Origin of the sequence: Pantoea sp. JV6 (genome assembly GCF_025910055.1) — a bacterium.
GTDB lineage: Bacteria > Pseudomonadota > Gammaproteobacteria > Enterobacterales > Enterobacteriaceae > Pantoea > Pantoea agglomerans.
Genome location: NZ_JAPCIM010000002.1, coordinates 554533 through 578320, shown reverse-complemented (window position 1 = coordinate 578320; position 23788 = coordinate 554533). Strand labels below are relative to the sequence as shown.

The following is a 23788-nucleotide window of genomic DNA, read 5'->3' as shown; positions in this document are numbered from 1 at the left end:
ATAAGGGCAGCACGGCTTGTCGCTGCCAGTCCAGTAGGATAACCCACGGAGTATAAACTGTTTTATTCGCTTGTCTCAGACCGAAGGATGATAAGCAAATAACGCCGGTGCGCCACCCGTATGAATAAACAGCAACGGACCTTCACGGCGGAAACGATTCTGGCTGACGCCATCCAGCAGTCCGGCCATTGCCTTGCCGGTGTAGACCGGGTCCAGCAGGATCCCTTCCAGCCGCGCCAGCAGTTTCACCGCAGCCATGCCTTCATCATTGGGTTCGCCGTAGCGTGGCGCAAAGTAGTCATCCCACAGGTTAATCGGTGCCTTAGCCTGCACTTCCAGCGTCTCCGCCAGCGACTGACGCAGCCGCTCCACCAGCGGCAACTGCGCCTCAACCTGGCGTGAAACGGTGACGCCCACCAGCTCGGTCTCCGGCAGCAGATGCTCCAGACCCACCGCCAGTCCGGCATGGGTGCCGGCACTGCCCGAGGCCACCACCACGGCGGCGAAATCGACCACGCCTTCGCTCTGATGAGCAATCTCCTGCGCGCACTCTACATAGCCTAGTGCACCCAGCGCATTTGAGCCGCCGACCGGCACGATGTAAGGACGATAACCCTGGGCTTCCAGACGCGTGGCCTGTTCAGCCAGCTGTTCCGCAGGGTTATTCAGCGCATCCACCATGATCACTTCAGCGTCCATCAGATCCAGCAACAGACGGTTGCCGTTGCTCAGGTAATTTTCAGCGTGGGTGCCAATCGGGTTTTCCAGCAATGCCACGCACTTCAGGCCAAGCCGGGCCGCGACTGCCGCCGTCTGACGCACATGATTGGACTGTATAGCGCCCGCGGTCAGCAGCACATCGGCGCCTTCACGCAGCGCGTCCGCCGCCAGAAATTCCAGCTTGCGCAGCTTATTGCCGCCCATCGCCACCGGCGTGAAATCATCGCGTTTGATGAAAATATCGCGGCCCAGATAGTCAGAGAGCCGAGGCAGATGTTCTAACGGCGTGGGTGCACCCAGCAGTTCAAGACGCGGGAATTGGTGTAACAGATGTAAAGACAATGCTGCCTCCGTTCGGGCATTCAATTTATCCTTACAGTGTTGCAGAAGATGCGAAAAGGATCACCCTGATTCAGGTGTCAGCAGATGCGGTGAGACAGATGCATAATGGAAGATGCAGGAGAAAGAAGCGCCGTGCTCCCCCTTCCCTTCTACCCGGCTGGCGGGCAAAAGGGGAACGTGCCGCAGGCACGCGGAGGAGCAATCGGTGCAGATCAGGGTTAACCCTGCTGCCAGCCTAAGAACTGATCGTACTTGCGCAGCGCGATGCGGTAATTGTTATTACCGGCATCGGGCAGATCGCTTTCCAGACACTGATGCCAGCTATTTCCCTGAAGCCTGTCGGCCGGGAAATTTCTGGCTTTCAGCATCTCATCCAGACGACGCAGCCGCACCACATATTCACGAATCGTGCTGGGGCTCATCTCTGTCTGTTCAAACAGATACTGTTTAAACGCCATTATGTCGAAGTAATTAGGATGGGTATTACAAAAAATATCACTGCAAAAACGACAAAGCGCGGTCAGTTCGGGCTGAAGTTTCAGCCACAGCTGCTCATCAATCATCTGGTCCATCCGAGCGATGGCCTCTTTATTGATGATCTGGCCACGAAAAACGAGCGCCATTCGATCTAATACCTTGCCACAGTGTGAACAGTTGCTCTGGCTGTGTTTATAGTCTTTAAGATAACGACTTAACGGTCTGGCCTTGGTCTTGGCTCCCATTACTGAGTCCCCGGTTTTTTATAATTTTGAATCGCCAGGAACTGATACTGCTAGCGCGCTCCCGCAAGTCGGGCACGCAGGCGTTTAATCGCCTGACTGTGCAGCTGGCTGACACGGGATTCACCCACATCAAGCACCGCCCCAATCTCTTTCAGGTTCAGTTCTTCCTGGTAGTACAGTGTCAGCACCATCTTTTCACGATCGGGTAACGCTTCGATCGCTTCAATGACGCGCTCACGCAGACTCCCTTCAAGCAACTGATGAAGCGGATTAGCCTCTTCATGGCCTTCCGTCACCAGCTCCGCGCTGTCGCCGTGCTCTTCCCGATACTCGTCGTAGGAGAAAAGTTGACTGTTGTTGGTGTCCAGCAGGATCTGCCGGTACTCCTCCATGGAAACATTCAGCTGTTGCGCCACTTCCTGCTCAGAGGCAGAACGCCCCAGCGACTGTTCCACTCTGTGCATTGCTCCGGCCACCTCGCGTGCATTACGACGCACACTGCGCGGTGCCCAGTCCCGACTACGAAGCTCGTCGAGCATGGCGCCACGAATACGCTGCACGGCATAGGTGGTAAAGGCTGTACCCTGGAGCGCGTCATAACGCTCTACGGCATTTAACAGCCCTATCCCACCCGCCTGCAGCAAGTCGTCAAGCTCAACACTGGCCGGCAGGCGAACCTGCAGACGCAACGCTTCATGGCGCACCAGCGGCACGTAGCGCTGCCAGAGCGAATGCTTGTCCATCACGCCTTCGGCGGTATAGAAATCGTTCACGTTGACTACCCTGCGTTAATGAAGTTATCGGCATGATTATCCAATTCTGTAGCGTTTTCGATTGGCTGAATAGGCGGGGTAAAACGAGGCTATTTCATTTTTGTTACCTCAGAGTGCAGATCCTTCTGCACTCTTCAGTGAAGATTAACGACGGGCGCGCAGCCGTTGCCGGGTGGCGGGCGGCACTGCCGCCCACAGGCTGCAGATGCGACCTTCCAGTTCCTGATACCAGGGCGCCAGATGCTGCTGCGCCTCCTCGCCAGGATGCACCAGAATCTCGCCCGATTCACCATCAATGCTAATCAGTCGGTTAATAAACAGCCGCTGCAAATCACTGCGTAAAAACAGGCCGTTATCGATGCTGTTATCTGCCAGTACACCGTCATCCCCTTCCTGCGTGTCGATATGGCAGGCTTCCACCCATGGCCAGTTATGCCGTTCGGTCAGCTCGGTGCCGGTCATCACACAGGCGCCGTAGCGGGCTTTGACACCGGCGCTGAATTCCGCCTGGCTGGCGCGCTGCAGCACCCGGGCTTTAACACGACGCCCGACCTCAGTTCCCGGCATCACCGCCGCCGGAACTTTGTGCTGCGGCGTACTCAGCACCACGATGAACTGAATGCGCTGCGACTGCGGAAAACAGGGATCTGCCTGTGGATTGAAAAGCTGCCAGTAAGCGTCTTCATCATCCTGATGCATCAGCACCAGTTTGTAGCCGCGACTGTTCAGCAGATTCTGTGCCGTGGCGGATTGCGGATCGATCATCGCGAAGACCTGGCTGCTGCCCATCACCTTCCACAGGTTGTCGCGCTTTTCGCTATCGCTGCGACGGAAATAGAGGAAGGAGAGATTCTGCTTAAGGTAGTGCTCAAAGCGACGCAGGTAATTTTTACGTTCGTTGTCATGGGAGATGAACAGCAGATCCTCCAGCGGGCTGTTGCTCTCTTCCTGCGCGAACACCGCGCGGATTTTCAGCGTGCGCAGCCCGGTTGACGGACTCAGCAAGGCGCGCGCCGTCAGCTCTTTATCATCAGGGTATTGCAGAGCATAACGCCGGGCGATCTCTTCAAAGGTCAGCCGCTCACCCGGTAACAGGTCATAATTGAAGCGCATAGACACTCCACAAAGTTAAAATCAAAAATGATGTTGTTCTGTGAGGAGTTATCGGCAGTCTGTGGGGGAACTGTAACGGGCTGGGGGGATTGCCTGGGATTGAGAGACAGGCAGCCTGCAAGGTTGTGGTCAGGAAACCGGTTTGAAGGAAGCGGGTGTTAAATTGCGTTGCATTGCCTGGAGCTGCTGGCATAAAAATAAGCCAGCACACCAGCTGCAATTCTTTCAGCAATTAGCTAATGCCCGCCCGTAGCTATCAGGGACAAATGGGCGATGCCGATGATGCGAAGCTGCATCGCCTCAGATCATTTAAGCAGATAAATCAGCGACAAATCGTCATTGACCTTGACCTTATCAATCTCGGCCAGAAACGCCATCACCGATTGTGGCGTATGTTTTGTTATTGAGTGGTAGCTGTAGATGATATTAATAATATCCTCTTCACTAACGGTTCCGACCAACTCAACATTGGCCGCAATCAGTGATTTAAGCAGGAACCATTCTGCCGTCAGAAGATATAAGCTCAGTAACGGGCTGCGATTTTCGTTATTAGGGAAGAAATCATCATAAATGCGGTACTGAATATAGTTATTCATTATCCACGGCCGTTCAGCAAGCCAGGGCATAACCTGCTTCTGCCAGACGTTGTCCAGCCGGATCATTGGCTGACTGACGTCATCGGTTTTGGCCCCTTCGGCCTGAATGTAAATCAGCTTATTAACGTAGTGATTCAGGGTAGGAAAGGCGCGCTTATCGGCCATGGTGCTGAACCAGCTTTGCAATCTCAACAGTAAAGACCATTGCAGGTTATAGTCAGGTTTAACCTGATCAAGCTGCAGCCTGATTTCACCCTGTGTCAGGTTGTTGAGTACATCAGAAAAATGATGCTCCATCTGGACCAGCCAATCTTCTTCAGGGCTTACTCTTTCCGCGCCCAGCAGAAAGCTGGCAAGCGCGTAAAACCCTTCATCAAGATGAATGCCGCTGAATTTAATGATGTTAAGACACATCAGATTCAGCAGTTTCTTTTGCTGATCGAGATCTTTAGCTTTATTGCCATAAGGTTGTTGCCTGATGCTCTCCCCGAACAGCATCGCGTCAGGTGAGGCTAATAATTGCCGGGTCGCCTCCGGACAGGAGAGCGCCAACGTTTTTTGCTGTTCATATTTAAAGGTGTTCGCCGCTCGGGGATAGGTCGCACAGGTGTTGCTCAGTGCGGCAGCACCCAGCCGGGAATGCACTTTGCACAGGCGATTTTCATCCATAAATGCACAGTTGCCAGAAGCATTAAGCTTCATAGTTCCCCAACTGGCAAAGCTTTTGCGGGTGGTGGTGATGTTTTCAACTGCCAGCGTTTTGATTTCAATCAGCGAGGATTTTAAATAGCGATTGACCGTGGGCTTATCCAGGTGGATATCCCAGCCCTTACAGCAGTGATCGCGACACTCACTGCCAATACATTTGAAGGCGCTGACAAAGAGCGGTTCCACGACAGTAATATTTTTCATTATTTACCTGCTCAACAAAGGCATTTAAAAAAGAGTCTTACTGTGAGGATAAAGGAACGAGGGGAGATTGATTGGCAGAGAAACAGGGCAAAAACAGGCTAATCGCAGGCATAAAAAAACCCCGCCGAAGCGGGGTTTGTCTTTTAAAAGTTGGGTGATTAGCCCTGCAGCAGAGACAGAACCTGCTGTGGAACCTGGTTAGCTTTAGCCAACACTGAGTTACCAGCCTGCTGTACGATCTGCGCTTTAGACATGTTTGAAACTTCAGTTGCGTAGTCAGCATCCTGAATACGAGACTGTGCTGCAGACAGGTTAGTGGTGGTGTTGTTCAGGTTAGTCACGGCTGAGTTCAGACGGTTCTGAATCGCACCCAGTGAAGAACGGAACTTATCAACGCTGGCAATCGCTTCGTCCAGCTTTTTCAGTGGATCAGAAGTTGAACCCGAGGTCACGTTAGACAGGCTCATGTTAGCCGTATCCAGTGTGAACGCAGCGGTATCGCCACCAGCAGTCGTTACTGCAGCCTTCGCATCAACTGCAACGTAGAAGTCCTGGTTTGCACCGTTAGCAATGTCAAAACCGTTCGCTTTCAGGCTGTTGGTTTCTGCATCGCTGGCTGATTTCACGTTAACTTTAGCGAACAGGTTGCCGTTGTCATCTTTATACACTTTATCTGCAGTAACAGTGACGTTAGCGGCTGCAACACCCAGGCGAGTCGCCAGGCTATCAGCTGTGCCTTCAGCAACAGTGGCTTTAGATACGTTACTGGTAGAACCGTAAACGCTCTGGAAGTCAGCAGCTGCAGCAGCAGTAGGTGTACCCTGTGGACCATTCACGTTGAAAGTGTTCAGTTTCAGCGTAGAAGAGTCAATTTTCTTCAGGTCGATGGTGATAGTTTCGCCATCGTTAGCGCCAACCTGAATTTTCATTGAGCCATCTTTAGCCAGCACGTTCACGCCGTTGAACTGAGTCTGACCTGATACGCGGTCGATTTCGCTCAGACGGGATTTGATTTCGTCCTGAATTGAAGATTTGTCAGAAGCTGAGTTGGTACCGCTTGAAGCCTGTACAGTCAGTTCACGAACACGCTGTAAGTTGTTGTTGATTTCTGACAGTGCGCCTTCAGTAGTCTGCGCAGCAGAGATACCGTCGTTGGCGTTACGAGCAGCCTGAGTCAGGCCCTTGATGTTAGAGGTAAAACGGTTGGCAATTGCCTGACCAGCAGCGTCATCTTTCGCGCTGTTGATACGTAAACCAGAAGACAGACGCTCCATTGAAGTAGACAGAGCTGACTGGTTCTTGTTGATGTTGTTCTGAGTGATCAGCGAGAGGCTGTTGGTATTAATGACTTGGGCCATGATGAATTTTCCTGTTAATCAAGTCTTTCGGTTAAGGTGTGGGCTTCAACCCGCCGGCTTCAGCGCCGTCAAAGTTGTTATCGTCTGCCGTTTAACAACCTTTAGAATTTTTTTAGTACCAGGCGAATTTTTCTGCTTCAACCTGTCACGTTTTAAGTTATCGCCACCCGCCCGAACTTCTTTAGGCTTAATTCATTAATTTTCTAGCCGCTGAATTACCCTTCTCTATAGTGCTTATTTACCTCATTACCCTAAGGCAAATAACCTTAAACTTTCCTTATTCAAGGCCGATAACCCAGGTATCAATTTTCTGTCGACCTTATAAAGGAATTAATATGGCTAGTATAAGCAACCTCGGTGTGGGTTCCGGCCTGCCACTCAGTACCATGCTTGACAGTTTGACCACCGCTGAAAAAGCTTCACTCAAACCTATTTCTACTCAGCAGACAGCTTATACGGCCAAGCTCAGTGCTTACGCCACCCTGAAAAGTTCACTGACAACTTTCCAGGCTGCTAATACCAAGCTGAACAGTGCTGACCTGTTTACCGCTACGACTGCGGCCAGTAGCTCCACAGCGTTCAGCGCGACCACTTCTGGCAGCACCGTGGCCGGTAAATATGCCATTAACGTCACGCAGCTGGCACAGGCGCAGGTACTGACCTCAGGAGTACAGAGCAGCAACACCGCCGCGCTGGGCGACAGCTCCGTGGCCAGCCGCAGCATCGCAATTACCTTAAAAGATGGCACCAGCAAAAGCGTCACGCTCTCCAGCGATCAGACTTCGCTGACCGGCATGCGTGACGCCATCAACGGCGCCAATGCCGGCGTCACCGCCAGCATCATTAAGGTATCAGACGGCAGCTTCCGCCTCTCAATGAGCGCCAATAAAACCGGCAGCGACAATGCGGTGGCAACCATCGCCGTCACCGGTGACAGCACGCTACAGGGGATTGTGGGCTTTGACGCCAGCGCCAGCAGCAACGTGATGACCCAGAGCGTCGCTGCGCAGAATGCCAAACTGACGGTCAACAATGTTGCGATTGAAAACAGCAGCAATCAGATTAGCGATGCGCTGGAAGGGATTACCTTAAATCTGACCGCGCAGACGGTTGGCGATCAGACGCTGACGATTACCAAAGACACCTCAAAATCCTCCAGCGCCATCACTGCCTGGGTGGATGCCTACAATACGTTGCTGGATCAGTTTAATACCCTGACCAAATACACCAAAGTGGATACCAACAGCGATGCACAGGACTCCAGTAATGGTGCCCTGCTCGGTGACAGCACGTTACGGACGATTGAGACGCAGCTGAAAAGCATGCTCACCAATTCGCAGAGCACATCTACCTTTAAATCACTGAGTCAGATTGGTGTCACCACTGATCCCACCACCGGTTCATTAAAACTGGATTCAACCAAGCTGAGCAGCGCACTGGATAAAGATGCTGCGGGCGTGAAAGCGATGATCGTAGGTGACGGTAAAACCGGTATCGCCGCTAAAATCGACAGTAAACTGACTGACTGGCTGGCTACTAAAGGGATTATTCAGTCCGCCACCGATGGCGTGAGTAAAACACTGAATAGGTTAACCACCCTCTATAACACCACCAGCGATCGTATTGATGCCGATATCGCACGCTATAAAACGCAATTTACTCAGCTGGATATGGCCATCAGTAAACTCAACTCGACCAGCACCTATCTGACGCAGCAGTTCGACACGTCCGATTCGTCTAAAAAATAACAGGAGTGACCATGTACAGCGCTACAGGCACCAAAGCCTATGCAAAAATTGGCGTAGAAAGCGCCGTGATGAGCGCCAGCCAGCAGCAGCTGGTTGTGATGCTGTTCGACGGTGCACTGAGCGCGTTAATCCGCGCCCGCCTGTTTATGCAGGATGGCAATATTGCAGGCAAAGGCAACTCTATCTCCAAAGCGATCAATATTATCGAAGCCGGCCTGAAAGAGGGTCTGACTGAAAACCGTGGTGATGAGCTGGCCGATAATCTGCTGGATCTTTACAACTACATGACGCGTCGCCTGTTGCATGCCAACCTGAACAATGATGTTGCAGCGGTCGAGGAGGTCGAAGGCCTGCTGCGCAACATTGCTGACGCGTGGAAAGAAGTGGTTCAACCTAACCTGATTCAGGACGCCGTTTAATGACTACTGCACCGCATCTGATTACCGTTTACCAACAGTTACTCGATCTCAGCCAGGGAATGCTGCGTCATGCAGCACAAGGCGAATGGGATGAATTGATCAGCAGGGAGATGGAGTATGTCAGTGCGGTGCAGAACTTAGCCCAATCGACAGAAGCCGTGTCGCCGTCGGCACAGACTCAGGAGCAGTTACGTCCGGTGCTGCGACGTATTCTCGATAACGAATGTGAAGTGAAACGTCTGCTGCAGGCGCGGATGGATGAGCTGGCCTCACTGGTAGGTCAGAACAGTCGCCAGAAATCGGTGATGTCCGCTTATAGCAATCAAGGCGGCGTTGTTATGGTGCCGCACGAAACCCTCTCCTGATCCCCTGCTCTGTCACGCCGCCAGATTTATTTTTCTGCGCGGCGTCTCTTTTTTGCCGCTTACTCCATACTTGATTTTCATCATCCCCTGGAGTGTGGTACATGCAAAACCCAACGTTATTACAGTTTTTCCATTGGTATTACCCGGATGGCAGCAAACTGTGGCCGGAAGTCGCCGATCGTGCGGCCTGGCTCAGCGAAATAGGTATCACCATGGCGTGGTTGCCACCGTGCTACAAAGGGGATTCGGGGGGCTATTCTGTCGGTTACGACAGCTACGATCTGTTTGACGTGGGTGAATTTGATCAGAAAGGCAGCGTTGCCACCAAATATGGCGACAAACAGCAGTTACTGGCGGCAACAGAAGCCCTGCGTAGTCACAACGTTGGGGTGCTGCTGGATGTGGTGCTCAACCACAAAATGGGTGCCGACGAAAAAGAGGCGATCAGCGTTAACCGCGTCAATCCCGATAACCGCGATGAAATCTACGACGAAGTGGTCGAGTGCGAGGCCTGGACAAAATTCACTTTTCCGGCGCGCGCCGGGGAGTTTTCGAAGTTTGTCTGGGACCACAAATGCTTTAGCGGCGTAGACCACATCGAAAATCCGGACGAAAACGGCGTATTCAAAATCATCAATGACTACACCGCCGAAGGCTGGAACGACCAGGTTGATAACGAGCTGGGTAATTTCGACTATCTGATGGGCGCCAACATCGATTTCCGCAACAACGCGGTCAGGGAAGAGCTGAAATACTGGGCGCGCTGGGTGATGGAACAGGTGCCCTGCACCGGCTTTCGTCTGGATGCGGTAAAACATATCCCGGCCTGGTTCTACAAAGAGTGGATTGACCATATTCAGGAGGTTGCTGAGGAGCCGATGTTTATCGTCGCGGAATACTGGTCGTTTGAAACGGAGAAGCTGCAGGAGTATGTGCATCAGGTGGAAGGCAAAACCATGCTGTTTGATGCGCCACTGCACATGAACTTCCACCAGGCTTCAACCGCGGGCAGCGCCTACGACATGAGCCAGATCTTTGCTAACTCGCTGGTGGTTGCTGATCCGTGGCATGCCGTGACGATCGTGGCTAACCACGACACCCAACCGCTGCAGTCGCTGGAAGCGCCGGTAGAAGCCTGGTTTAAACCGCTGGCCTATGCGCTGATCCTGTTGCGTGAGCAGGGTGTGCCTACCATCTTCTATCCTGACCTGTTCGGCGCGACCTATGAAGATGAAGGCGGCGACGGCGAGAAGTACAAAATTGAGATGCCGGTGATCCCTGAACTGGAAGGATTAATCCGGGCGCGCCAGCAGTATGGCTGGGGTGTGCAGACCGACTATTTTGATCACCCAAACTGCGTGGCCTTCAGCCGCAGCGGCACCGAAACACAGCCAGGCTGTGTGGTGATCATGTCGAACGGCGATGCCGGTGAGAAAAGCGTGCCGATGGGTGAAGGTTTTGCCGGTAAGGTCTGGCGCGATCATCTGGGGAATCGGGAAGAGACCATTACTGCCGACGAGCACGGCACGGCGGTCTTTGTCTGTAACGGTGGCAGTGTCAGCGTCTGGGTGGTTGCAGAATAAGGTCGTTGCCGAAGAAATGACTCAAAACTAAACCCGCCCCGGCAGGCAGAAGCGTGAAGTGCGCTCTGCCCGTCGGGGCGGTTTTGTTATGGTCCGGCTGTTATGACTTCGCGTTGTTTTCTGTAATCGGTGTGCGCAGCAGTTGCGGTTCGATGTTCTGAATCACGGCGGCTTTCGGCTGTTTCGCCACCTCTTCCAGCGCCTGCTGACACTCAACGGTCGGACGCGCCACTTTACGCAGAGTCATCCTGTCATAGCTAAGCTCGCCATTCTCCACGACCAGCGGCATCACCCGCACCTGACGCGTGACGTTGACATAATCGCCGCTTAACCGGGTCAGTTTGCCCGGCTTCGCAATCACCCGCATCCACTGACGGCAGTCCAGCGTGCTGCCATCCGCATTGATGATCACACTGGCTATCGCCTTGTCGCTGATCAGGCTGCTCTGTGGACCGACGGTTTGCCAGGTTCCCTGCAGATCAGCGGGCGCCGGCGTTTGCACCGCATTTTCATAATCGTTGATTTGTGCACAGCCACTCAGTGCCAGCGCGGCAATCAGCATCCACTTTTTCATGTTTAATCCCTAAGATCCCATCAATGGCGGCTACGTTATAATTTTTCCACCGCGTTGCGCAAGGTATCTGGGTGTTCAAACACCACGCAGACCCTGATTGCGCCAGAATTTATCCCGCAGTGAGCTCCACGGTCAGGTTTTTGACCGGAAGTTCAGAGGCTGAACTGATGCAAACTCCGTCTTTTGTCACGCCTGACAAGCGGAAGACAACCCGCTACACTGACGCGCTGCAACAGACTTTCAGGAATATGAATATGAAAACGCCAGAAGCCTACTATGCCCAGGCGCGCGAGATGTTTTTTACCGCGCATCCCGACTTTCAGTCTGCACTTGATGAATTAACGGAGAGCGACGCCCGTGCAGCTAACCTGTCACTGCGACAGCTGCGCGAATGGCATGCCGAACGCATCTATGCGGCCTTTTTGCGGCAGAAGAATCTGGATGGAATGATCTTTTCTATTCAGCTCGCTGAGCCGGATAAAGCGGTGGCGGCTGAAGCTATCGAGACTTATCTCAAATCTCATGCTGAGTCGCTGGGGATGAGCTGGGAAGAGTTTTGCATCAAAAACGAGCTCTAATCAGGGCCGCGCTGAAGTTGTATATTGCAAACACCTCCAACCAGTTCCGGCACTGCAGATAAAATTGTACTAACCGGGGGAAAGTGTATAACTTCGGCGTGCGACTCAGGTCGTGATTGTCCTTTAACGAATAGTGCTGATGCACTGCCTCTGCAGGTGTTGTCTCAATTCCACCTCCAGAGGCGAATTTTTTTATCCGCCCCTACCCTTCACCTTCCGTCGCTTTACCCTTTACTTCAACATAACTCGCTACCGCCAGCAGACGATTAATATGCGTCAGCAGCAGATCCACATCAGACTGCAGAAACTCGGTCGAAGATTGCGAAGCGGTAACAATGGCATCCTGCACCGTTTCTGAAATAGTCAGCGAGTTGTCCTGTTTCGCCTGCACCAGCAGCGCCGCAACCAGCAGGGACTGCGCTTCAAGCTGCGCCGTCAACTCTTTTGCATCGACGTCCATCTTTGCCAGTTTTAGCAGAATATCAATTACCAGTTGTCGCATCGCGGACCTCCTAAAAGTAAGCCGCCATTATGTCGCGATGCGTGCGCATTTTGCTAGTCGAAGATTGAGGTTTATGCGAGATAAAAATTTACACGAAATCAGGCGCGCTGCCTTGCTACTGTTTTTATTTACAGTATTATATGTCAGCGATTTTGCCCTGAATGGATTGCCATCATGTTTGTTGAGTTGATTTATGACAAGCGCAACGTTGCCGGTTTACCGGGTGCTCGCGAGATGATTCGTGAGGAGCTGGAAAAGCGGGTGCATCGGGTGTTTCCTGACATTGAAGTTAAGGTCAAGCCGATGGAACGTAACGCGATTGATACTGATTTGAGTAAGAACGATAAAGCGACGGTTGCGCGAATTGTTGAAGAGATGTTCGACGAAGCGGAAATGTGGCTGGTGGCCGATTAATCCCTTAACGGCCACCACATAAGTTAGCGGGAGATGACTTAGCTCTCCTGCTCGCTGTGATTAACTTCAATCTCGATGTCCTGAATCGCGGCATCCAGATCTTCCAGCAGTTTACCCTGCTTATTAAGCAACGCATCGATTCGGTCGGCGTTGGTCTTGTCTTTATACTCACCGGCATCAAACGCTAACCATTGGCTGGAAAGGGTTTCGGTGTTGGTCTGAGCATAGTGACGCATCTCTTTTAGCTGAGAAGTCACGTCACGCAGATATTCAGTTTTGGTCTTGGTTTCTGTTGAATCGCTCATGCTAAATTTCCTTCTGGTCATTTATCCAAAGTGAGTAGGCTTAGCGGTTCATCAACCGGCCAATCAGCGGGCCTGCATTCAGGTACAAAATGTTGCCCGGATATTTAAAACTAGTCGATAATAGCGAAGCCGCATTAAGAATAATCGGAAGTTATGGTTTATGACCGGAATTCACGGCTGGCACCTCACTCTCAGTGACGACCTCTTTGACTTTTATGACCGTTTTGTCGGCTATGCGATCCGGTATTGCATCCAGCTTATGCTGTATTGCTGCAACCTGATCGGTCAGCAGCTCCACTCTGTCATCACGCCGCGCCGCAATTAAGCGGTAATCCGCCCGAATCTCCTCGACCCGCTTGTTTGCGGTGTTACTGACGTAGAGAAAAATGATCGTCATCAGGATGCAAATCATCGAACAGCTCAGCAATACGCAGCCGAGGATAACTTTGCGCCGGTAAGACATAGGTGCCTTAGTGCTATTAATCGTGGCCATCACTGCGATCCTCCAGAGTTGAGATAAGCCGATCAATCTCATTACGAAATTTATCGTTCTGATCGGTTTCGGTCATTGCCAGTAAAATCCCTACCGCATTCTTGATTAACCGAAGATCCGTTTCGAGTGTCGAGATACGCCGCAGATTCCTGTCGTGCCGTTCGCGTAATTCATCGTTCTCCTCCCGTATCAGCAGGTTGCTCTCTTTCAGCAACACCACCTGCTCTTTGTAGCTGGTAATAATTTCGCCGCCGGCTCGATTACTGGTTACGATTGACGCAATTCCCGCCAATAACGGTTTCCAGAACAGTGCTGCTGCCCCCCCACCCAGAACTAACGCACCCATACTGGTAATCAGACTACTTTCCATGCCACACCCCTTTGTACGGTAAGGTCTCTGGAACTTACTGCGTGCTGCTTAGCCACGTCCCCCGCATGAAATTTAAGATTGCTTAAATACCAGGCTTAAGTATACTTAAGTCACTCTCAACCAAAAAGTCAAGCTTATGAAAAACGAAACGCTGGGTGACCGCATCCGACTCCGACGTAAATCGCTGCAGTTAACGCAGAAGCAATTGGCGCAACAGGTAAAAGTGTCCCATGTGGCGATTTCGCAATGGGAAAAAGAGGAGACGCTGCCGCGCGGTGAGAACCTGCTGCGGCTCGCCGAAGCGCTGGGCTGCGCACCGGCTTTTCTGATAGATGGGGATGGTCCTGTTTTCAGCGAAAGCGCCTGGAGTGGTTTGCACCAGATCCCACTGCTTGCACAGCGCGACGTGCCGCGATGGCTGAGCGAGGCCGGTTCCGTCCGGCATGAACTGCTGATGCACAACGACATGGCGCTTTCACAGCAGAGCTTTGCCTTCCGGGTGGAAGAACAGGCGATGACGCCCGCGATTCTGCGGAATGATGTGGTGATCATCGATCCCACGCAGTCACCTCAGCCCGGCGATTGCGTGCTGGCATTGCAGCAACAGGTCGTGCTGCTACGCACCTGGCGTCAGCGCGGCAGTGAAAATGGCGTCATGCAGTTTGAACTGGCACCGGTCAATATCAATTTCCCTGAGCTGCAATCCAGCCGGGACAGCCTGAAGCTGATTGGTACGCTGGTGGAACTGCGACGCTATCGCCAGCCATAAAAAAACCCGCCGGGCGCGGGTTCACTTTTCATCGTACAACAGTGGCTGAGATTATCGCCGGGCAACTACAGGGCATCGGTCAGTTGATCTACCACCACTTTGCCCTGCAGATCGGTCTGCATAATGCGGTAATTGACGGGCCATGAGCGGCGGGTACTGAGTTTATCGAACAGGGTTACGCCGCCTTTTTTAACTCCCTGGCTATTTACAATAATCCATTCGGTGACCTCTTCCTGACCACGATTTTTCAGGCTCAGCGAGCGTTGTTCGATTAACTGATCTTCAGCTTCAATCTTTAAATAGTCTCTTAACATAATTTCTATCTCCTGGTAACGCAGGCCACTATATGCCTTTTGCTAATCCGTTCAATCGAATTTATTTATCGATCTGTTTATCGACGGGAATGTGACCTGCCGCAAGCGACATGACAGATTTGTCCATTACTGCATCAGGGATTCCCGGTTAGCATGAACCTGCTGTACACACCCAAACATCGAAAAATGACGTGTTCAGTATGAGAGAAACTCCGATTAGCCCGCCGCTGGCGGGCTTTTTTTTCTTCTTTAATCCGCTGCGCATGCGGGATGTCAGTGCTGGTCTAAACTTAAGAGACTGGAATAAAAGGAGAGAGTTATGTTTAAACACAATACGAATGAAGAACGTAAGAAAGAAGGTGATGTCAGCAAAAGCCTGCCCGAAGCCGCGCCAAACGCTGGTAATGCTTACGAGGAAGATGATCATCCCGCCACTGATGCGCCGAAAGATCATGGCGAAGTGCCGCGCAAAAATGATGACAGCCAGGATGACAAAAAAGATCCTTACAAGGCAAGCTGATGTGCGAGAGGCGCGCCCGCTGGGCGCGCTGCTAGCGTTAAGATTTAATGAGATCGGCAAGCTGGTGCTGATTTTCAACCAGCCAGGCTGGAAAATGTTCGGATGTTACCGGCACTATCTCCATCCTTCGCGGACGATTCCAGATATCAATATTGTTCTCAACGCAGCGCCGTATGTGATCCGGATTATTAAATTCGGGACAGTTACGTTCGGTATGAGAAATCGAAGACATTTTTTCACTGATGCGCTCATCGCTCATTACCCAGGAAAAATGCCATCCTGCGTTCTTAATGGTTTTCGTCCGGAAATTTAGCCACTTCCAGCGCAACCAGTTCTCGCGTATCGGTGTTCCACGACGCTTAACATTGCGAAGCAATTCCGGTTGTCCCATAAAAAAGTTTCGCAGCGTTTTACAGGTCACCATTTTTGCCAGGGTGGCACAGCGCGGTGTGCCGTCGTCATTTAAAACCCGGACATTAAATTTAAAATTGAAATATTGCTGATGCAGCGTCGTGCAAAGATGTTGATGACTGAATGCTTTTATCGCCTCGGGTCGGGGAATTTCATCGACGTCTGACACAATAACAATATCATCATCCTGCGCGCCGGCCAGCCCCTGCATAATCTGATTACGTGCAGTGGCTTCATTTTCCCAGGGATCTGTCTCTCCCGCATTAACCACAGAACTATTCGATTTAAAGGCTTCCTGATAAAATCTGGGCGCAATATCGTTAACAATATAAATAATTTTATCGCGGAAACGATCGAACTTCTCAATATCAAAATGAAGCTTTTCCCGGCGTTTTCCGGTAAAGGTATATCGCGATTCCACAATGACAAACCGGTCAACAACATGCTCAAGCGTGTTCAGACGCATCTCAAGCAAGATATCTTCATCGTAGTACAAAAAACAGTCATAAATCATAATATTCAGAGGCACTTAAGTAGTAAGGATTTTCATCAGGACACCTCAACATGCGTAACACAACAGAGGTATAACGCCTTTTGTTGAGGCCGATTTTTAATGAACCTGATGTGTGTGTAATGTACTGCGTAAAACTATCCATGTTTATAATAAACTGGCTAACAAAGGCTGCAGGCAATGATTTTCGGGCATCCACCTCAAAGCAGACTAACGATATGATGAGCAACCATTCAGAGTGATATTTACCTGACATTCACCTGACAACGGTTAACACCAGCAGACAGCATGAGTCACCTGATGCGGGCTACTGAGTTCCTGTCCGTTGCTTACATCATAATGCGTTGCGAAGAATGTTACATTTAGTCCGTAACGCCAGCAATATCAAGCGCAGATTTTTGATTAAAATGAGCGATACGATCAATATCCGGATATTATTGGTCAACAAAATAACTATGATGGTTTAGTTAATGAAGAAGATCATTATTGCCCTGAGCATAAGTCTGATGGGCGGATGCGTAGATATGGGACGGGTTGGATTACACCCGACAACAAAAACCGCTTATTTCAACGGTCATCCTTTTCAGGTTGAATCCTGCCTTAACGTAGCGGCACAGGATCAAAAACTCTATCTGGAGCAGGATGACCCCCTGCCGGATGGCACGAAGCGATATAACCTTGAACAGGATGATGAAACCGTGGCCTGGGTTGAAATTGCAAAGTTCAGCCATCATCAGACTAGTGCGACATTTTACTATGATCCAAAAGCATCAGATATCAGCACAGCAGTTTCAGGGATGATCGCGCGGTGCAAAACATCGAGTTAGAGGCATCGTCGCCATGTGCGTGATGCAGAATGGATGATCAGGAGTTGGCATACGTTGTCAGGCCAGCCAGAGCACAAGCGCTTGCCTGACAACCTTTCGCACTCTTCTACTCAAAGGCTTTTATCAGGCCCGCTTCCGGGCTATGCCATGTTCAGAAGTGGGCAGTCGAAGCTCAGCCTATTTAGCCGGTTCGCAATCATAGGCGCCTCGTATGCGGATCTGACTCTGGCTGGTGCGGACGATTTCAGCTCTTAACAGCCCTTTACCCTCACGGTTCGTCAGCTCCATATCCACCATCCCCGGCGCTTTGCTGTTTTTCACCAGCAGTTTGACCGTCGCGTTGTCGTAATCGCCCTTCTCTTTCGCAAAGGTGACTTTCTGCGTTTTAGCGCGTTCTCCATTCACCGAGAACCAGCCGCTCTTATCAGGTTTAAGAGAGAACGGCCCGCACTGCGTGGCAGCAAAAGCTGGAAGAGATAAGCTGATTAACGATGCGATAAGGATAAGTTTTTTTAGCATTGGGCTGGCGTCCTGCTGATAGGTGATGAGGGGTCGGGTCGTCTGCACCGAAGAGTGAGTTCCCTGCTGCACGGCTCGTAATAAAGAGCAGTATAGTCAATGACACCTGCATTATCGCCAACACAGGGTCATAGACTCAGCAAAGGGATCGGCCTTGATGCTGGCATCCCACTCCCTCATCGCCTCCACGCAGGCGTGCCTTGTTCAGCGGAATCAGCTCACTAAACCTGCATATTCATAATTTCACTTTGAATATTTAGCATAACAGGTTGATGTGCGTTGAGGCGTGGTTTTACAGAGACATACCGCAAGTCACAAACTGCCGTGGTGGTGGTATTGAGGTGATTTGCGGTATTTTTTTGTGCTACATGTGTGCTACGGCTAAATTATCGGCCTGCTTGGCTCATGCACGGACACGACCTCCGCCGTAACCTTCCCAAGCACGATAACCCCCTCAAGCCCTTCTCCGTCAATCGTCTCGCCGTCTGAGGTTATGATTCCCGTCCTGAACAGCCTGCCCAGCTGCGGGAACTCGCCTATCTGAAATGCAACCTTATCGCCATTTTCTGGCTTCACTGATTTGTCGGCCAGCACGAATCCGTCCGGCGTCTCGATCAGCATCATGTTGTTCCGGTACGGCATCAGGATGTCGTTCAGGTCGATGCGCTTTTCGATGTAGTCTGATGCTGGTGATGGAAAGCCCATAGCTACCTCACGTATCCCATGTTGCGGAGCGCCCAGGTCTTATTTTCGCTCTCCTCGGTAACCAGCTCGAAGAAGAAGTTCTGGTAACGCCGAATCTACCGGTTACACTCCTGCAGCGTCCACACGTAGTTTACGTCATCAAGACGCTTCTGGAACGCAGCAGTGGTGAGTATCTGCCTGCATCGGGGGTCCTTCGTTATCGCGCTCATGAACGCCGCCTGTATGTCACTCTCTCTCGCCATGATAAATCCTCCTTGATAAATACTGTATGAATAAGCAGTAATATCGATCGGTACTTTTGATCAAGGCGGACCAGTTCACAGATTTGTAAAGGGATTGAGGGGAAAGAAGTTTTTGATGGGCATCGGGCGCTGGCAGTGACTAATCTCAAATCAGACCCGCAGCCTGCTGAGACTGGCGCGGTACCATCCGCCCCGTCGCCGTGGCTTTTTTATGACTACCAGTCAGAGAGATTGGTTGGTACTATCTTGCCGCTTAACATTCACATCTGAGGCCAAATGGAAAAGCTGAGACCAAACAGCGATATTGAAATTCTGCGCGCTTTCGCAATCATCATGGTTCTGGTGCAGCATTACCCTTCGCTATATTTCTGGAGTGGTCACTCATTTTTTGCAAAGGTGAATACCTTTTTGCAATTCTGGTCTGGCGTAGATTTGTTTTTATGCATTTCAGGATTTGTTGTTAGTTGCTCACTAATCCCTTTAATTGATAAGTGCAAAGATCAGGGTATTAGCTCATCAGGAGTAATAAAGTCATTCTTTATTAAGCGGGCATTCCGTCTTTTTCCTACTTCTTTTTTATGGATAGCAATAATTCTATTCATGACATTCACCTATAATATATCTGGTGCATTCGGCTCCACAAAGTGGAATTTTTATCAGGCCCTAAGTATACTTACCTACACCTACAACTTGCTGAGCCATTACATGCTTGTTAATTCATTACCAACAAGCATGGGGCCATTTTGGTCACTTAATCTTGAAGAGCAATTTTACTTTATATTGCCATTTTTTATCATCTTCACCAAAAAAGAATTTAGAACACCATTATTGATTGTTATGATATCAATACAGTTTTTTATTCTTAGGCAGGATACTTACCTGATGAACTTCAGGATGGACTCTATTTCCTGGGGGGTTGTTCTTTCAATTTTTTACATGGATGGCAGGACATTGAGGTTTGAGCCTAAACTATTAAAGAGTAAAGCCTTTTCATTGTCTGTAACTGCGGTCGCGCTGTGCTATTTAATGTTTAGCATACCAGCACTTCACGAATGCCGATTTATGGTTGGAATGCTGGCTTTAGTAAGCGCTGTTCTTGTTTTTGTCGCTTCATTCAATAAAAAATATATCTATTGCCCTGAGCCACTAAGAAAGACACTTCTCTGGATTGGATCAAGATCATATGCAATATATGTAATACACATGCCTGTCATTTATTTTATCCAAGAAAGCACGATAAGATATTACATAGCAATTGGTCAGCCGCCCTCGAAGACATTATCATTGTGCTTCATTATGACCACTATGGCAATATTAATTACCGTGTTAGTCGTAGAGTTAAATTTTAGAATTATTGAAAAGCCACTTCGTAACTATGGAAGAAAAGTAGCTTCAAAATTTACAGACGAAAATAAAAACACTCTTAAGCCTTTTAGCTGATTATTTTAGTGAGAATTCAAATGCTAAAGTCAATACATTACACACGCGGATTTGCAGCTTTACTTGTGGTTCTGTTTCACTTTTCTTTTATGTATATTGGCAAGGCTGAGCCTTTTAATACGGCATTCCTGAACGGAGGCTTCGGCGTTGACCTTTTTTTTCTGATCAGCGGATTTATTATAACCTATGTCACTGCAAAGAAAGGTAACGTGGCTGGATTCTTTCTGAAGAGATTTTTTCGAATCTATCCGTTATTTCTCTTTATACTGGTAATCTCTTCAATATTCCTGATCCGATACAACGTCCACCCAATATGGACAATGATTAAGTCAGGCATATTTATTCTTCAGGACTATAACAGGCCAGCGCCAGAGTTCGATTTTAACTTTATCGGCCCAGCATGGACGCTTTCATACGAAATCTGGTTTTATTTTGTGTTCGGCATGGCAATGATGGCCAATCATAAGCATAGGGTTCTAGTAGCCTCAGCCATTTTGCTAGCTCAGGTGTTTCTGCTTCAGCTCACCTTCACTGGCTCAGTGTCGCTCAACTCTAGCTATGTTTCTTCCCTTGGGGATAGCTCCTATGCCGATCATGCCTTGAAGTTCTTTAGCACATCTCTTCATTTAGAGTTCCTGCTTGGCATGTGGCTTTGCGAAGCGTTCATGAGAGGATGGCTGAAATTAAGGTCAACCATATCCATTCCTATGATTATGCTATTGGCCTCCCTTTCTGGATGGCTTTACTTCTCAGAGGTGGTCTATGGATCTGGATTAACTAAATTCTATCTCATAGCGCTTCCATTATTTATTGCCATCATACTTTATGAATCTAACTTTATAATATTTAACTCAAGGGTTATATCTTTCTTCGGTGATATATCATTCTCAATATATATCACACACTTTTTTATAATGTATCTTCTTCTTGAGCATCCGCCGTTTTTTTGGGCGGAAGCTGGCAACCTGACCAAACTTATCACGTCTACGCTTTTAGCTATTGCATTTGCATACGTATTGCACAAGATGGTCGAGTTGCCGTTTATTAAAGTTGGAAGGAAGTTACAAGGAAATATGCTGCATTAAATTAAAATGCTGGCTTGTCTGGCCACGTAACATCGCTGGAGATATCAGCATTTATTCGACTCAGCAAGACGCGATACTTCTTCCATAATGGCAGCGCCTTTGTTTCATCATCGGTAGCCATCTCAAGGTCCACCGCATCCTGAAGGACGCTTATACGCTGACTTGCCTCGTTCATGAGAGTGGATTTCAGAGTAATGTTCATAGATGCAATTGCAGCGTCCTGGGCAGCCTTCTGTTCATCTGTAAGAGCAGGGGCTGTAAACTTCTTTGCATCATACGAATAGCCGATACTGACAGCCTCACCATCGGGAATCAGCACGGCTAAAACGTCATTTCCGAAGCTGACTTCTTCCTCGCCGTCCCACACAACCATATTGACCACTCTTTTATCTTGCACTAAAGCATAGTTAGCATTATGCGTACTCCTCAATAACAACGACGCCGACACCGCCTGCTCCGCCAGCACGGCCAATCTGTAAGTATCCCAGCTTTAGTTCCACACACTTTTTGAGATTTCCGGTTTCTCAGCCATCAGCCGGTATTCTTCCGGTGTCAGGTTATTCAGGGATTCATGGGGCCGCTCACTGTTGTATTCATTCAGCCAGCGCTCTGTGATTTCCCGTGCTTCGTTCAGCGTTCTGAACAGGTAAAAATCCAGTATTTCTGTCCGGTACGTCTTGTTAAACCTCTCAATAAACCCGTTCTGTGTCGGCTTACCCGGCTTGATAAATTCCAGCATCACACTATGGTCTTCAGCCCATTGCGCCAGAGCCAGTGATATCAGTTCGGGCCGTTATCCATCCGCATCTTCAGCGGATATCCGCGATTCGCCACTATCCTGTCCAGAACCCGCACCATTCGTTGCGCAGGAATATTCAGATCGATTTCTATCGCAAGGGCCTCGCGGTTAAAATCATCCACCACGTTGAAGGTCCGAAAACGCCGACCACAGAGCAGCGCGTCGTGCATAAAATCGATAGACCAGCCCTGATTGAGCGCTTCCGGCGTTGCCAGCGGAGCCGGATTGCGCACCGGAAGACGTTGCTTACCCTTGCGTCGAAAATTCAGTTTCAGCAGACAGTAAATCCGGTGTACGCGCTTGTGGTTCCAGACGTGCCCCTGCCTGCGCAGCAACTGAAACAGCTTCTTAAAGCCGTAGCGGGGATAGCGCTCTGCCAACCCGGTCAGCACCTGGATCACCGCTTCATCACGCCGGGTATCGGGCTGGTAACAATACACCGTCCTGCTCAGCGATAACGTCCTGCATGCCTGGCGTATGCTCATCGTAAACTGCGCGGTCAGATAGTTGACGAACTCACGCTTTATCGCTGGTTTTAAAGCTTTTTTTCGATGACATCTTTCAGTGCACGGCATTCAAGACTGAGATCGGCAAACATTTGTTTGAGACGGCGATTTTCGTCCTCAAGATCCTTCATCTTTTTGATATCAGAGGCTTCCATCCCGCCGTACTTTGCTTTCCAGTTGTAGTACGAGGCCTCAGATATTCCCGCTTCGCGGCAGACATCTTTGACGGTGCGTCAGGCTTCGACGGATTTCAGAACGGCGATGATTTGGTGCTCAGTGAATCGGGCTTTTCGCATGGTGATCTCCTCGAAGGATATAATCAGTATGTCGGAAGATCTCTAAAAGTGAATGGTCCGGTTAAGCGGGATACTTACAAATCGATGATGATTTGATTGATATAGCTCCAGAGCCACCGCCGCCATAGATTCCGTTTTCACCAGCAGTGGATGCCCCAGCCGCAACAGGATTTCCACCGCCACCAAGACTTGAAGCTCCACCTGCCCCAGAAACAATCGCGTTGCTACCGACAATACCCTGAAGGCCAGCAGATCCTCTTTGATTGAGGATATTCCCTGTAGTTGGTGCGGCGCTTGTACCACCGTTCGCGGTTACAGCGGTTAATGAGTCTGATGCTAGTGATCCGCCCCCGCCTCCAAATCCACCTGTCGCATTAATGTAGCTCCCAAATGTTGTAGTTCCGCCCTGACCGCCATTTCCACCCGCCCCCCCACCGGCAGCGCCCGCCGCCCCAGCGGTGCCGACATTAATTGATACCGGCAGAGTTAACGAAGAAATGTCTAGCATTGAGATGGCAGTATTACCCGCACCACCACCACCGCCGCATCTACGTGTGTTCGCGTCAGTTGCAGCAGAACCACCGCCGCCGCCGCCGCCGCCGCCAATTACTGTCACCTTAATTCTCTTTGTTCCTGCCGAAGGCGTATAAGTACCTGAAGCGGTAAAAACTCTGATTGCTGTTAACCTGCCCTGTGAAATTAAATTAAACGCAGTCTTAAGGTTAGCCAGAAGGGATGCTGTGTTGCCGTTGTCTAAAACGTCGACAGATGCGCTGCCCGCTGATAGCTGGCTGAACAGTGCAGGTGCAGGCGATTGGGTCAAAGGTCTGGATGATGCCAGGCATGGAAACGCGGATGGAGAAGATGGAATCTGACAAGGCTTTATACGCCTGCGATTCACCGCCAGCCTGTGATTGTTGTGAAACTGGCATATTTGCTCCAATAAAAAACCTGCCG

Annotated in this window: 28 protein-coding genes and 1 pseudogene; 11 read left to right on the top strand and 18 right to left on the bottom strand. The window is 50.1% G+C overall.

Going from position 1 to position 23788, the window contains the following annotated elements; genetic code table 11:
• Window positions 1–75: 75 nt before the first annotated feature.
• The 6 genes from OK412_RS03305 to OK412_RS03280 all read right to left on the bottom strand — a co-directional run bounded on the left by OK412_RS03305 (window position 76) and on the right by OK412_RS03280 (window position 6536).
• Window positions 76–1062: a D-cysteine desulfhydrase gene (locus OK412_RS03305; RefSeq protein WP_250327577.1), complete on the bottom strand. Its 987-nt coding sequence runs from the start codon at window positions 1060–1062 to the stop codon at window positions 76–78.
• A gap of 218 nt (window positions 1063–1280) precedes the next feature.
• Complete coding sequence (gene fliZ, locus OK412_RS03300) at window positions 1281–1784, bottom strand: flagella biosynthesis regulatory protein FliZ (protein ID WP_010247591.1); 504 nt, start codon at window positions 1782–1784, stop codon at window positions 1281–1283.
• A 50-nt stretch (window positions 1785–1834) separates the two neighbouring features.
• Window positions 1835–2557, bottom strand: a complete 723-nt coding sequence (locus OK412_RS03295; RefSeq protein WP_003854529.1) for an RNA polymerase sigma factor FliA — start codon at window positions 2555–2557, stop codon at window positions 1835–1837.
• 144 nt (window positions 2558–2701) lie between these two features.
• On the bottom strand, window positions 2702–3670 hold the full coding sequence (locus OK412_RS03290) for an HNH endonuclease signature motif containing protein (RefSeq protein WP_033772033.1): 969 nt from the start codon (window positions 3668–3670) through the stop codon (window positions 2702–2704).
• Window positions 3671–3975: 305 nt separating this feature from the next.
• Window positions 3976–5178, bottom strand: a complete 1203-nt coding sequence (fliB, locus tag OK412_RS03285) for a flagellin lysine-N-methylase (RefSeq protein WP_022625487.1) — start codon at window positions 5176–5178, stop codon at window positions 3976–3978.
• Between the two features lie 158 nt (window positions 5179–5336).
• Entirely contained in the window at window positions 5337–6536 is a 1200-nt protein-coding gene (locus tag OK412_RS03280) for a FliC/FljB family flagellin (RefSeq protein ID WP_022625486.1), read from the bottom strand.
• 335 nt (window positions 6537–6871) lie between these two features.
• Here OK412_RS03280 and fliD point away from each other — a divergent pair, with 335 nt between their 5' ends.
• The 4 genes from fliD to amyA all read left to right on the top strand — a co-directional run bounded on the left by fliD (window position 6872) and on the right by amyA (window position 10651).
• A complete protein-coding gene (gene fliD, locus OK412_RS03275; RefSeq protein WP_264352681.1) occupies window positions 6872–8284 on the top strand; it encodes a flagellar filament capping protein FliD in 1413 nt (470 codons plus the stop codon).
• Between the two features lie 11 nt (window positions 8285–8295).
• Window positions 8296–8703: a flagellar export chaperone FliS gene (fliS, locus tag OK412_RS03270; protein ID WP_010247609.1), complete on the top strand. Its 408-nt coding sequence runs from the start codon at window positions 8296–8298 to the stop codon at window positions 8701–8703.
• Window positions 8703–9068: a flagella biosynthesis regulatory protein FliT gene (fliT, locus tag OK412_RS03265; RefSeq protein ID WP_010247612.1), complete on the top strand. Its 366-nt coding sequence runs from the start codon at window positions 8703–8705 to the stop codon at window positions 9066–9068. The genes fliS and fliT overlap by 1 nt, the downstream gene beginning before the upstream one ends.
• Before the next feature lie 101 nt (window positions 9069–9169).
• Window positions 9170–10651 carry an alpha-amylase gene (gene amyA / locus OK412_RS03260; RefSeq protein WP_264352680.1) on the top strand — a complete coding sequence of 494 codons (1482 nt, stop codon included), beginning with the start codon at window positions 9170–9172 and terminating at the stop codon, window positions 10649–10651.
• A gap of 100 nt (window positions 10652–10751) precedes the next feature.
• Here amyA and yedD read toward each other — a convergent pair whose 3' ends face one another.
• Window positions 10752–11225: a lipoprotein YedD gene (yedD, locus tag OK412_RS03255; protein WP_010247616.1), complete on the bottom strand. Its 474-nt coding sequence runs from the start codon at window positions 11223–11225 to the stop codon at window positions 10752–10754.
• 254 nt (window positions 11226–11479) lie between these two features.
• Here yedD and OK412_RS03250 point away from each other — a divergent pair, with 254 nt between their 5' ends.
• Window positions 11480–11803 (top strand): DUF6388 family protein, encoded by a 324-nt coding sequence (locus OK412_RS03250; RefSeq protein ID WP_008926858.1) that lies wholly within the window; start codon window positions 11480–11482, stop codon window positions 11801–11803.
• A 202-nt stretch (window positions 11804–12005) separates the two neighbouring features.
• Here the strand turns inward: OK412_RS03250 and iraP are convergent, their stop codons facing one another.
• A complete protein-coding gene (gene iraP, locus OK412_RS03245; protein WP_010247621.1) occupies window positions 12006–12305 on the bottom strand; it encodes an anti-adapter protein IraP in 300 nt (99 codons plus the stop codon).
• Window positions 12306–12479: 174 nt separating this feature from the next.
• Between iraP and OK412_RS03240 the strand changes: the two genes are divergently transcribed.
• Entirely contained in the window at window positions 12480–12719 is a 240-nt protein-coding gene (locus OK412_RS03240) for a DinI-like family protein (RefSeq protein ID WP_003854508.1), read from the top strand.
• Window positions 12720–12757: 38 nt separating this feature from the next.
• On the opposite strand, the gene OK412_RS03235 is transcribed toward OK412_RS03240, so the two are convergent.
• The 3 genes from OK412_RS03235 to OK412_RS03225 all read right to left on the bottom strand — a co-directional run bounded on the left by OK412_RS03235 (window position 12758) and on the right by OK412_RS03225 (window position 13887).
• A complete protein-coding gene (locus OK412_RS03235) occupies window positions 12758–13024 on the bottom strand; it encodes a hypothetical protein (RefSeq protein WP_010670837.1) in 267 nt (88 codons plus the stop codon).
• A 151-nt stretch (window positions 13025–13175) separates the two neighbouring features.
• Window positions 13176–13517: a hypothetical protein gene (locus OK412_RS03230; protein WP_033787597.1), complete on the bottom strand. Its 342-nt coding sequence runs from the start codon at window positions 13515–13517 to the stop codon at window positions 13176–13178.
• A complete protein-coding gene (locus tag OK412_RS03225; RefSeq protein WP_010247627.1) occupies window positions 13504–13887 on the bottom strand; it encodes a hypothetical protein in 384 nt (127 codons plus the stop codon). Before OK412_RS03225 ends, OK412_RS03230 begins: the two co-directional genes overlap by 14 nt.
• A gap of 136 nt (window positions 13888–14023) precedes the next feature.
• Here OK412_RS03225 and OK412_RS03220 point away from each other — a divergent pair, with 136 nt between their 5' ends.
• Window positions 14024–14656, top strand: coding sequence for a helix-turn-helix domain-containing protein (locus OK412_RS03220; protein WP_022625481.1), 633 nt, complete (start codon window positions 14024–14026; stop codon window positions 14654–14656).
• Window positions 14657–14721: 65 nt separating this feature from the next.
• Here the strand turns inward: OK412_RS03220 and OK412_RS03215 are convergent, their stop codons facing one another.
• Window positions 14722–14970, bottom strand: coding sequence for a hypothetical protein (locus OK412_RS03215; protein ID WP_010247633.1), 249 nt, complete (start codon window positions 14968–14970; stop codon window positions 14722–14724).
• 319 nt (window positions 14971–15289) lie between these two features.
• On the opposite strand from OK412_RS03215, the gene OK412_RS03210 reads away from it, so the two are divergent.
• Window positions 15290–15490, top strand: coding sequence for a hypothetical protein (locus OK412_RS03210; RefSeq protein WP_010247636.1), 201 nt, complete (start codon window positions 15290–15292; stop codon window positions 15488–15490).
• A 37-nt stretch (window positions 15491–15527) separates the two neighbouring features.
• Here the strand turns inward: OK412_RS03210 and OK412_RS03205 are convergent, their stop codons facing one another.
• Window positions 15528–16415: a benzoate transporter gene (locus OK412_RS03205; protein WP_264352679.1), complete on the bottom strand. Its 888-nt coding sequence runs from the start codon at window positions 16413–16415 to the stop codon at window positions 15528–15530.
• 467 nt (window positions 16416–16882) lie between these two features.
• Here OK412_RS03205 and OK412_RS03200 point away from each other — a divergent pair, with 467 nt between their 5' ends.
• A complete protein-coding gene (locus OK412_RS03200) occupies window positions 16883–17239 on the top strand; it encodes a hypothetical protein (protein WP_089414061.1) in 357 nt (118 codons plus the stop codon).
• Window positions 17240–17416: 177 nt separating this feature from the next.
• On the opposite strand, the gene OK412_RS03195 is transcribed toward OK412_RS03200, so the two are convergent.
• Entirely contained in the window at window positions 17417–17758 is a 342-nt protein-coding gene (locus OK412_RS03195) for a hypothetical protein (protein ID WP_031593409.1), read from the bottom strand.
• Between the two features lie 381 nt (window positions 17759–18139).
• Window positions 18140–18463, bottom strand: coding sequence for a phage repressor protein (locus tag OK412_RS03190; RefSeq protein ID WP_033787592.1), 324 nt, complete (start codon window positions 18461–18463; stop codon window positions 18140–18142).
• 518 nt (window positions 18464–18981) lie between these two features.
• On the opposite strand from OK412_RS03190, the gene OK412_RS03185 reads away from it, so the two are divergent.
• Together OK412_RS03185 and OK412_RS03180 are read left to right on the top strand one after the other, a co-directional pair.
• Entirely contained in the window at window positions 18982–20145 is a 1164-nt protein-coding gene (locus OK412_RS03185) for an acyltransferase family protein (RefSeq protein WP_033787590.1), read from the top strand.
• Window positions 20146–20165: 20 nt separating this feature from the next.
• Window positions 20166–21230, top strand: a complete 1065-nt coding sequence (locus OK412_RS03180; RefSeq protein WP_061703841.1) for an acyltransferase family protein — start codon at window positions 20166–20168, stop codon at window positions 21228–21230.
• A 1-nt stretch (window position 21231) separates the two neighbouring features.
• On the opposite strand, the gene OK412_RS03175 is transcribed toward OK412_RS03180, so the two are convergent.
• From OK412_RS03175 to OK412_RS03165, 3 genes and pseudogenes are all read right to left on the bottom strand, one after another.
• Window positions 21232–21696 carry a tail fiber assembly protein gene (locus OK412_RS03175; RefSeq protein ID WP_233600714.1) on the bottom strand — a complete coding sequence of 155 codons (465 nt, stop codon included), beginning with the start codon at window positions 21694–21696 and terminating at the stop codon, window positions 21232–21234.
• A gap of 24 nt (window positions 21697–21720) precedes the next feature.
• Window positions 21721–22831, bottom strand: a pseudogene (locus OK412_RS03170) (IS3 family transposase).
• Window positions 22832–22892: 61 nt separating this feature from the next.
• Window positions 22893–23774 (bottom strand): hypothetical protein, encoded by an 882-nt coding sequence (locus tag OK412_RS03165; protein ID WP_264352678.1) that lies wholly within the window; start codon window positions 23772–23774, stop codon window positions 22893–22895.
• Window positions 23775–23788 lie beyond the last annotated feature (14 nt).

Bases quoted from the DNA above. Each gene is read 5' to 3' on its own strand.
- OK412_RS03225 (WP_010247627.1), bottom strand. From the start codon at position 13,887: ATGGAAAGTAGTCTGATTACCAGTATGGGTGCGTTAGTTCTGGGTGGG.
- OK412_RS03240 (WP_003854508.1), top strand. From the start codon at position 12,480: ATGTTTGTTGAGTTGATTTATGACAAGCGCAACGTTGCCGGTTTACCG.
- fliS (WP_010247609.1), top strand. From the start codon at position 8,296: ATGTACAGCGCTACAGGCACCAAAGCCTATGCAAAAATTGGCGTAGAA.
- OK412_RS03195 (WP_031593409.1), bottom strand. From the start codon at position 17,758: ATGCTAAAAAAACTTATCCTTATCGCATCGTTAATCAGCTTATCTCTT.
- OK412_RS03220 (WP_022625481.1), top strand. From the start codon at position 14,024: ATGAAAAACGAAACGCTGGGTGACCGCATCCGACTCCGACGTAAATCG.
- OK412_RS03185 (WP_033787590.1), top strand. From the start codon at position 18,982: ATGGAAAAGCTGAGACCAAACAGCGATATTGAAATTCTGCGCGCTTTC.
- OK412_RS03200 (WP_089414061.1), top strand. From the start codon at position 16,883: ATGAAGAAGATCATTATTGCCCTGAGCATAAGTCTGATGGGCGGATGC.
- OK412_RS03210 (WP_010247636.1), top strand. From the start codon at position 15,290: ATGTTTAAACACAATACGAATGAAGAACGTAAGAAAGAAGGTGATGTC.
- OK412_RS03250 (WP_008926858.1), top strand. From the start codon at position 11,480: ATGAAAACGCCAGAAGCCTACTATGCCCAGGCGCGCGAGATGTTTTTT.
- fliB (WP_022625487.1), bottom strand. From the start codon at position 5,178: ATGAAAAATATTACTGTCGTGGAACCGCTCTTTGTCAGCGCCTTCAAA.
- fliT (WP_010247612.1), top strand. From the start codon at position 8,703: ATGACTACTGCACCGCATCTGATTACCGTTTACCAACAGTTACTCGAT.
- amyA (WP_264352680.1), top strand. From the start codon at position 9,170: ATGCAAAACCCAACGTTATTACAGTTTTTCCATTGGTATTACCCGGAT.
- fliD (WP_264352681.1), top strand. From the start codon at position 6,872: ATGGCTAGTATAAGCAACCTCGGTGTGGGTTCCGGCCTGCCACTCAGT.
- iraP (WP_010247621.1), bottom strand. From the start codon at position 12,305: ATGCGACAACTGGTAATTGATATTCTGCTAAAACTGGCAAAGATGGAC.
- OK412_RS03205 (WP_264352679.1), bottom strand. From the start codon at position 16,415: ATGATTTATGACTGTTTTTTGTACTACGATGAAGATATCTTGCTTGAG.
- OK412_RS03280 (WP_022625486.1), bottom strand. From the start codon at position 6,536: ATGGCCCAAGTCATTAATACCAACAGCCTCTCGCTGATCACTCAGAAC.
- OK412_RS03215 (WP_010247633.1), bottom strand. From the start codon at position 14,970: ATGTTAAGAGACTATTTAAAGATTGAAGCTGAAGATCAGTTAATCGAA.
- OK412_RS03230 (WP_033787597.1), bottom strand. From the start codon at position 13,517: ATGGCCACGATTAATAGCACTAAGGCACCTATGTCTTACCGGCGCAAA.
- fliZ (WP_010247591.1), bottom strand. From the start codon at position 1,784: ATGGGAGCCAAGACCAAGGCCAGACCGTTAAGTCGTTATCTTAAAGAC.
- OK412_RS03180 (WP_061703841.1), top strand. From the start codon at position 20,166: ATGCTAAAGTCAATACATTACACACGCGGATTTGCAGCTTTACTTGTG.
- yedD (WP_010247616.1), bottom strand. From the start codon at position 11,225: ATGAAAAAGTGGATGCTGATTGCCGCGCTGGCACTGAGTGGCTGTGCA.
- OK412_RS03290 (WP_033772033.1), bottom strand. From the start codon at position 3,670: ATGCGCTTCAATTATGACCTGTTACCGGGTGAGCGGCTGACCTTTGAA.
- OK412_RS03190 (WP_033787592.1), bottom strand. From the start codon at position 18,463: ATGGGCTTTCCATCACCAGCATCAGACTACATCGAAAAGCGCATCGAC.
- OK412_RS03235 (WP_010670837.1), bottom strand. From the start codon at position 13,024: ATGAGCGATTCAACAGAAACCAAGACCAAAACTGAATATCTGCGTGAC.